The sequence below is a fragment of the Streptomyces sp. RP5T genome (assembly GCF_003933965.1).
Classification (GTDB): domain Bacteria; phylum Actinomycetota; class Actinomycetes; order Streptomycetales; family Streptomycetaceae; genus Streptomyces.
In genome coordinates, this window is the sequence record NZ_RSAJ01000464.1 from 1 (window position 1) to 6605 (window position 6605).

Here is a 6605-nt window from a genome sequence, read left to right on the forward strand (position 1 = left end):
GGTGGCGGCTGCTCCTGGGACCACTTCGAGCCTGCGTCCTGCGGGGTGTCCTCCGGCTGCTGCGCGGGGTTCGCGGTGTCGGGCCGGGCGGCGGGCTCGGCGGGACCGGGCGTACCGGGCTCGCGTCCGTCGGACGGGGCGGATCCGGGCGAGGCCCAGCCCGGAGTGTCGTTCATCGTCGCTCCTTCACGGTGCCCGTCCGCGGTCGCGGCGGCAGGTTGGCAGCCATCGTGCCATGGGGCGGTCGGCGAGGGACCAGCCGCGGTATGGGCTGCGTACCTTCAATACTCCGGCGCACAAGGGGCAGACTGATCGCATGGCTGATCAGTACGTGCAATCCGGCGAGGACAGCAAGCCCACCGAGCTACCGGCGATCCGCTGGGAGGAGCCACCCGAAGGCCCCGTGCTGGTGCTTCTCGACCAGACGAGGCTGCCGGCCGAGGAGGTCGAACTGGTCTGTACGGACGCTTCCGTGCTGGTGGAGGCGATCCGTTCGCTTGCCGTGCGCGGGGCTCCGTTGCTCGGCATCGCGGGGGCGTACGGGGTCGCGCTCGCCGCAGTGCGCGGGTTCGACGTGGAGGAGGCGGCGACAGCGTTGGCGGGCGCCCGTCCGACCGCGGTGAACCTCGCCGTCGGGGTCCGCAGGGCGGAGGCCGCCTACCGGGCCGAGCTCGGCAGGGGCGGGGACCAGGAACTCGCGGCCGCCGCCGCGCTGGCGGCGGCGCGCAGGCTGCACCAGGAGGACGCGGCGGCCAGCGCCGCGATGGCCGAGCGCGGGCTGGCGCTGCTGGACGAGCTGCTGCCGGGTGGCGGGCACCGGATCCTGACGCACTGCAACACCGGTTCGCTGGTGTCGGGCGGTGAGGGCACGGCGTTCGCGGTGGCCCTCGCGGCCCATCGGGCGGGGCGGCTGCGGCGGTTGTGGGTGGACGAGACGCGCCCGCTGCTCCAGGGCGCCCGGCTGACGGCGTACGAGGCCGCGCGCAGCGGGATGGCGTACACCCTGCTGACCGACAACGCGGCGGGTTCGCTGTTCGCGGCCGGGGAGGTGGACGCGGTGCTGATCGGGGCCGACCGGATCGCGGCCGACGGCTCGGTGGCGAACAAGGTGGGCAGCTATCCGCTGGCGGTCCTGGCGCGGTATCACCATGTGCCGTTCATCGTGGTGGCGCCGGTGACCACGGTGGATCCGGACACGGTGGACGGGGCGGCGATCGAGGTGGAGCAGCGGCCCGGCCACGAGGTGACCGAGATCGTGGCGCCCCAGGTGCCGGTGGCGGGGGCCGAGGCGGGTGGCGGGATCCCGGTGGCGCCGCTGGGGACGCAGGCGTACAACCCGGCGTTCGACGTGACGCCGCCGGAGCTGGTGACGGCGATCGTCACGGAGGAGGGCGTGGTGTCGCCGGTGACGGCCGAGGCCCTTGCCGAGCTGTGTGCCCGGGCCCGGGAGGTGACGATCGGCTGATGTGAATGCAGGGGCCACGTATTCCGTGCTCATCGGTGGCTTGCACCCGCGGCGGCGGCCGAGGCAGACAGTGACCGTCCGGTACGACTAAGGTCACTGGTCGGTGAGCTGCCTCACCACTGCCTTCACCACTGTTATGAGAATGGGATGATGTCTTTATGAAGGGACGAGTCCTTGTCGTCGACGACGACACCGCACTTGCCGAGATGTTGGGCATCGTGCTGCGTGGTGAAGGTTTTGAGCCGTCTTTCGTAGCCGACGGTGACAAGGCGCTGGCCGCGTTCCGTGAGGCCAAGCCGGATCTGGTGCTGCTGGATCTGATGCTGCCCGGGCGGGACGGCATCGAGGTGTGCCGTCTGATCAGGGCGGAGTCCGGGGTGCCGATCGTGATGCTGACGGCCAAGAGCGACACCGTGGACGTCGTCGTGGGGCTGGAGTCCGGCGCCGACGACTACATCGTGAAGCCGTTCAAGCCGAAGGAGCTCGTGGCCCGGATCAGGGCGCGGCTTCGCAGGTCGGAGGAGCCGGCTCCCGAGCAGCTCGCCATCGGCGACCTGGTCATCGACGTGGCCGGGCACTCCGTGAAGCGGGAAGGGCAGTCGATCGCGCTGACGCCCCTGGAGTTCGACCTGCTGGTCGCGCTCGCGCGCAAGCCGTGGCAGGTGTTCACGCGTGAGGTGCTGCTCGAACAGGTGTGGGGCTACCGTCACGCCGCCGACACCCGGCTCGTCAATGTGCATGTGCAGCGGCTGCGTTCCAAGGTCGAGAAGGACCCGGAGCGGCCGGAGATCGTGGTGACCGTCCGTGGTGTGGGTTACAAGGCAGGGCCAAGCTGACATGTCCGGAGACAGCGCCGCTTCGTCGCCCGGGCGGACCGGGGTGAGTGCGGGGCGGCCTGTCGGGCGGACGAAGGGCGGCTCCCGCTGGGGGCGGTTCTTCGAGGGTGGGCTGCTCCAGGGCGGAGTCCAGGGCAGCCCCGTTCTGAGGCTCTTCATGCGCTGGGTGCGCCGGCCGCTGCTGCCCGTGATGCGACTGTGGCGGCGCAACATCCAGCTCAAGGTCGTCGCCACGACCCTGCTGATGTCCCTCGGCGTGGTTCTTCTGCTGGGCTTCGTCGTCATCGGCCAGGTGCGCAACGGCCTCCTCGACGCCAAAGTGAAGGCCTCGCAGAGTCAGGCCACCGGCGGGTTCGCGGTGGCCAAGCAGAAGGCGGAGGAAGCCGACGCCGGGACCGACGACACGGCTGCGTCCGACGGCCAGTCCGACCAGTTCGTCATCGAGTGGATGAGCAACCTCGTCTACTCGCTCTCCAGCGGCGGCCAGGGCGCCTTCGACGTGGTGACCCTGCCCGTGGGCGGCGACAGCGGGAGCGGGCGCGGGCCGCGCGCCTCGGGCGACGTCGACCCTACGGCCAGCGTCCCGGAGGCTCTGCGCGAGAAGATCGACGAGAGCACGACGGCCGCTCAGAGCTACACCCGCATCGTCTACGACCCCTACCAGGAGCCCCAGCCGGCCCTGGTCATCGGCAAGCAGGTCAACGACCCCAACGGCGACCCCTACCAGCTGTACTACCTCTTCCCGCTCACCCAGGAGGAGAAGTCGCTCAGCCTGGTCAAGGGCACCCTGGCGACCGCCGGGCTCTTCGTCGTCGTACTGCTCGGAGCCATCGCCTGGCTCGTGGTGCGGCAGGTCGTCACGCCCGTGCGGATGGCGGCCGGGATCGCCGAGCGGCTGTCCGCGGGGCGGCTCCAGGAGCGGATGAAGGTCACCGGCGAGGACGACATCGCGCGGCTCGGCGAGGCCTTCAACAAGATGGCGCAGAACCTCCAGCTGAAGATCCAGCAGCTGGAGGACCTGTCGCGGATGCAGCGGCGGTTCGTGTCGGACGTGTCGCACGAACTGCGGACGCCGCTGACAACCGTGCGGATGGCCGCCGACGTCATCCATGACGCGCGTGAGGACTTCGATCCGATGACCGCGCGGTCGGCGGAACTGCTCGCCGACCAGCTGGACCGGTTCGAGACCCTGCTCGCCGACCTGCTGGAGATAAGCCGGTTCGACGCGGGCGCGGCGGCGCTGGAGGCCGAGCCGATAGACCTCAGGGAAGTCGTGCGCCGGGTCGTCAGCGGGGCCGAGCCGCTCGCCGAGCGCAAGGGCACGACGGTCCGGATCGTGGGCGACCAGCAGCCCGTGGTCGCCGAGGCAGACGCCCGGCGCGTGGAGCGGGTGCTGCGCAATCTCGTCGTCAACGCCGTGGAGCACGGCGAGGGCAAGGACGTCGTGGTCAAGCTGGCGTCGGCGGGCGGGGCGGTCGCGATCGCCGTACGCGACTACGGGGTCGGACTCAAGCCGGGCGAGGCCACGCGCGTGTTCAGCCGCTTCTGGCGGGCCGACCCGGCACGCGCGCGTACCACCGGCGGCACGGGCCTCGGGCTGTCCATCGCCCTGGAGGACGCACGGCTGCACGGCGGCTGGCTGCAGGCGTGGGGAGAGCCGGGTGGCGGCTCGCAGTTCCGGCTGACGCTGCCCAGGACGGCCGACGAGCCGCTGCGGGGCTCGCCGATACCGCTGGAGCCCAAGGACTCGCGGCGCAACCGTGGACTGGACGACGCCGGCCTGCCGCGCGGAGGCGCTGACAAGGCGGCCACCGTGCCGGTCCAGCCGAAGGGCGACCAGGTGACCACGCGGGATCCGATAGCGCCCAGGGCGGGCACGTCGACCCCCACGGCCGATCCGACGGCGCTGCCCGGCAACGGTGCGCGCGTGGTGCCACGGCCGACCTCGGGTCCGCGACGGGCGGACGGAGGTGCGGCCACCGGGGACACCCCTGGCGGCGAGAGCGCCGACCACCCGGACGCGGGAGCGCAGGAGTCGTACGAACAGCAGGGGGAGGCATTCCGTGGACGCTGACCGCGAGGGGAGCGGCCGGCGCACGCCGGGGCGCGCGGCGGCGTACGTCGCCTGCGGTGCCGTACTGCTGGCGGGATGTGCCTCCATGCCGGACAGCGGGGATCTGCGCGGGGTGGACTCCACGCCGCGGCAGGACACGCAGGTGCGGGTCTACGCGATGCCGCCACGGGAGGATGCCGAGCCCACGGACATCGTGCAGGGTTTTCTCGAGGCGCTGACCAGCGACGATCCGAACTACGAGACGGCCCGGAAGTACCTGACGGCGAGCGCGGCCAAGCAATGGCAGCCGGGGCTGTCCACCACGGTGCTCGACGACGGACCCGGCGCCGACGTCGTGCCGCCCGCGGACCGGCAGCAGAGCGACGACAAGTCGTTCACCCTGGTCGGCACCAAGGTGGCCGTGGTGGACGCGCAGCAGTCGTACTCGCCGGCGTCGGGCGAGTACCGGGAAACCGTTCACCTCGTGCACGACAAGAAGACCAAGCAGTGGCGGATCGACAGCCCACCGCGCGGTGTCGTCATGGGGAAGTCGGACTTCCAGCGGAACTACGTGTCGGTCAACAAGTACTACTTCGCTTCGAACACCAAGGCTGCGACGGCTCCGCAGACCGTGGCCGTCGCCGATCCCGTGTACGTGCGGGAACGGGTGGACCCCATGACGCAGCTGGTGCGGTCGCTGCTCAAGGGCCCGACGACCTGGCTCGACCCGGTCGTCAGGACGAGTTTTCCCACCGGCACGGCCCTGAAGAACGGCGTCTCCGCGCTGGCTCCGGACGACCGGAGCACGCTGACGGTGCCGCTCAACGACAAGGCCCGGAACGTCGGTACGGACCAGTGCAAGGCGATGGCGGCGCAGCTGCTGTTCACCCTCCAGAACCTCACCCCTGCCGTGGACGACGTCGAACTGCAGGCGGGCGGCAAGCAGCTGTGCTCCGCCGCGGAGAGCGAGGCCGACGGGGACGCCACGCGCGGTTCGGTCGAGCGTCCTGAGTTCCTGTACTTCGTCGACGGCGAGCACCGGCTGGTGCGGGTTCCGGCCGAGGCGGGCGGGAGCGGTACGAAGGCCCAGGTGGTGCCGGTTCCCGGAGCGCTGGGCGACGGTGACAAGGACCTGCGCTCGGTGGCCGTCTCGCGTGACGAGCACACGGCGGCCGGTGTCGGCATCGACGGCAGGGCGCTGTACGTCGGGTCGCTGGTGTCGGGCGGATCGCTCGGGGAGCCGGTGCTGGTCAGCAGCGGCAAGGCGGCCGAGGACCGGCTGACCACGCCGAGCTGGGACACCGAGGGCGACCTGTGGGTGGCCGACCGGAACCCCGCCGATCCCCGCCTGCTGCTGTTCAAGGAGGGCGCGGGCAAGCCGCTGGAGGTGGAGATCCCCGGGCTGGACGGGCGCATCAAGGACCTGCGGGTGGCCGCCGACGGCGTGCGGATCGCGCTCGTCGTGGAGAAGGGCGGCAAGCAGTCGCTGTTCATCGGCCGGATCGAGCGGGAGGGCCGGACCGGGGACCCCCAGAGCGTCTCGGTGCGGGAACTGCGCTCCACCACGCCGGATCTGGAGGAGGTCACGACCATGTCCTGGGCCGGCGACAGCAGGCTCGTGGTGGTCGGGCGCGAGCAGGGCGGCGTGCAGCAGACGCGGTACGTCCAGGTCGACGGTTCCACCCCGGAGGGGCCGCCGCCGGCCGCGCTCACGGGCGTGAAGGAGATCGCCGCCTCCGAGGACGACGAGATGCCCTTGGTGGCCTACTCGGAGGACGGGATCGTACGGCTGCCGTCCGGTGCTCAGTGGCAGAAGGTGGACGCGGACGGGACGGCGCCGGTCTATCCCGGGTGAGATGACGGGACACGCTGTCGAAGCGGTCGCTTTTTCCGGGGTGAGGCCCTGGCGAGGGCGGCCGCTTTTGTCTGGGGCGGGTCGGCGGATTCGCTGCCGGGCGGACGGCCCGCATTCGCTGAGCGGGGCGGCCCGGAATCGTTGTACGGAGGATTGATTCGCGGGGTGTGTTCGGCCGGTCTATTGGTTGTATGGGGCCGGTATTTGTCGTGCGAACTGCTGTTCGCGTCGAGGGGGGAGTTTTCCACAGGCGGTTATCCACAGGGGTGGTCGGCTGGCGCGGGCTTGGGCACAGTGGTGGGCATGCGGGGGTGGTGGCAGGACCTCACCGATCTGGTGCTGCCGGCCGAGTGTGGAGGCTGCGGGAGGCCTCGTACGGTGCTCTGTCCTCAGTGC

The 6605-nt window shown here is 71.2% G+C and carries 4 protein-coding genes and 1 pseudogene; all 5 read left to right on the plus strand.

The genetic code is table 11. The features are described 5' to 3' along the window. Positions 1–316 precede the first annotated feature (316 nt). A complete protein-coding gene (gene mtnA, locus EHS43_RS33490; RefSeq protein ID WP_125194416.1) occupies positions 317–1465 on the plus strand; it encodes an S-methyl-5-thioribose-1-phosphate isomerase in 1149 nt (382 codons plus the stop codon). 158 nt (positions 1466–1623) lie between these two features. Next, positions 1624–2301: a two-component system response regulator MtrA gene (mtrA, locus tag EHS43_RS33495; RefSeq protein ID WP_005486885.1), complete on the plus strand. Its 678-nt coding sequence runs from the start codon at positions 1624–1626 to the stop codon at positions 2299–2301. 1 nt (position 2302) lies between these two features. Continuing rightward, positions 2303–4375, plus strand: coding sequence for an MtrAB system histidine kinase MtrB (gene mtrB, locus EHS43_RS33500; RefSeq protein WP_125194417.1), 2073 nt, complete (start codon positions 2303–2305; stop codon positions 4373–4375). Continuing rightward, the gene (locus EHS43_RS33505; RefSeq protein ID WP_125194418.1) at positions 4365–6209 is read left to right on the plus strand and encodes an LpqB family beta-propeller domain-containing protein; all 1845 of its coding nucleotides are present in this window, start codon (positions 4365–4367) and stop codon (positions 6207–6209) included. The genes mtrB and EHS43_RS33505 overlap by 11 nt, the downstream gene beginning before the upstream one ends. 303 nt (positions 6210–6512) lie before the next feature. Continuing rightward, positions 6513–6605 (plus strand): annotated as a pseudogene (locus tag EHS43_RS48270) (ComF family protein); the annotation flags it as partial.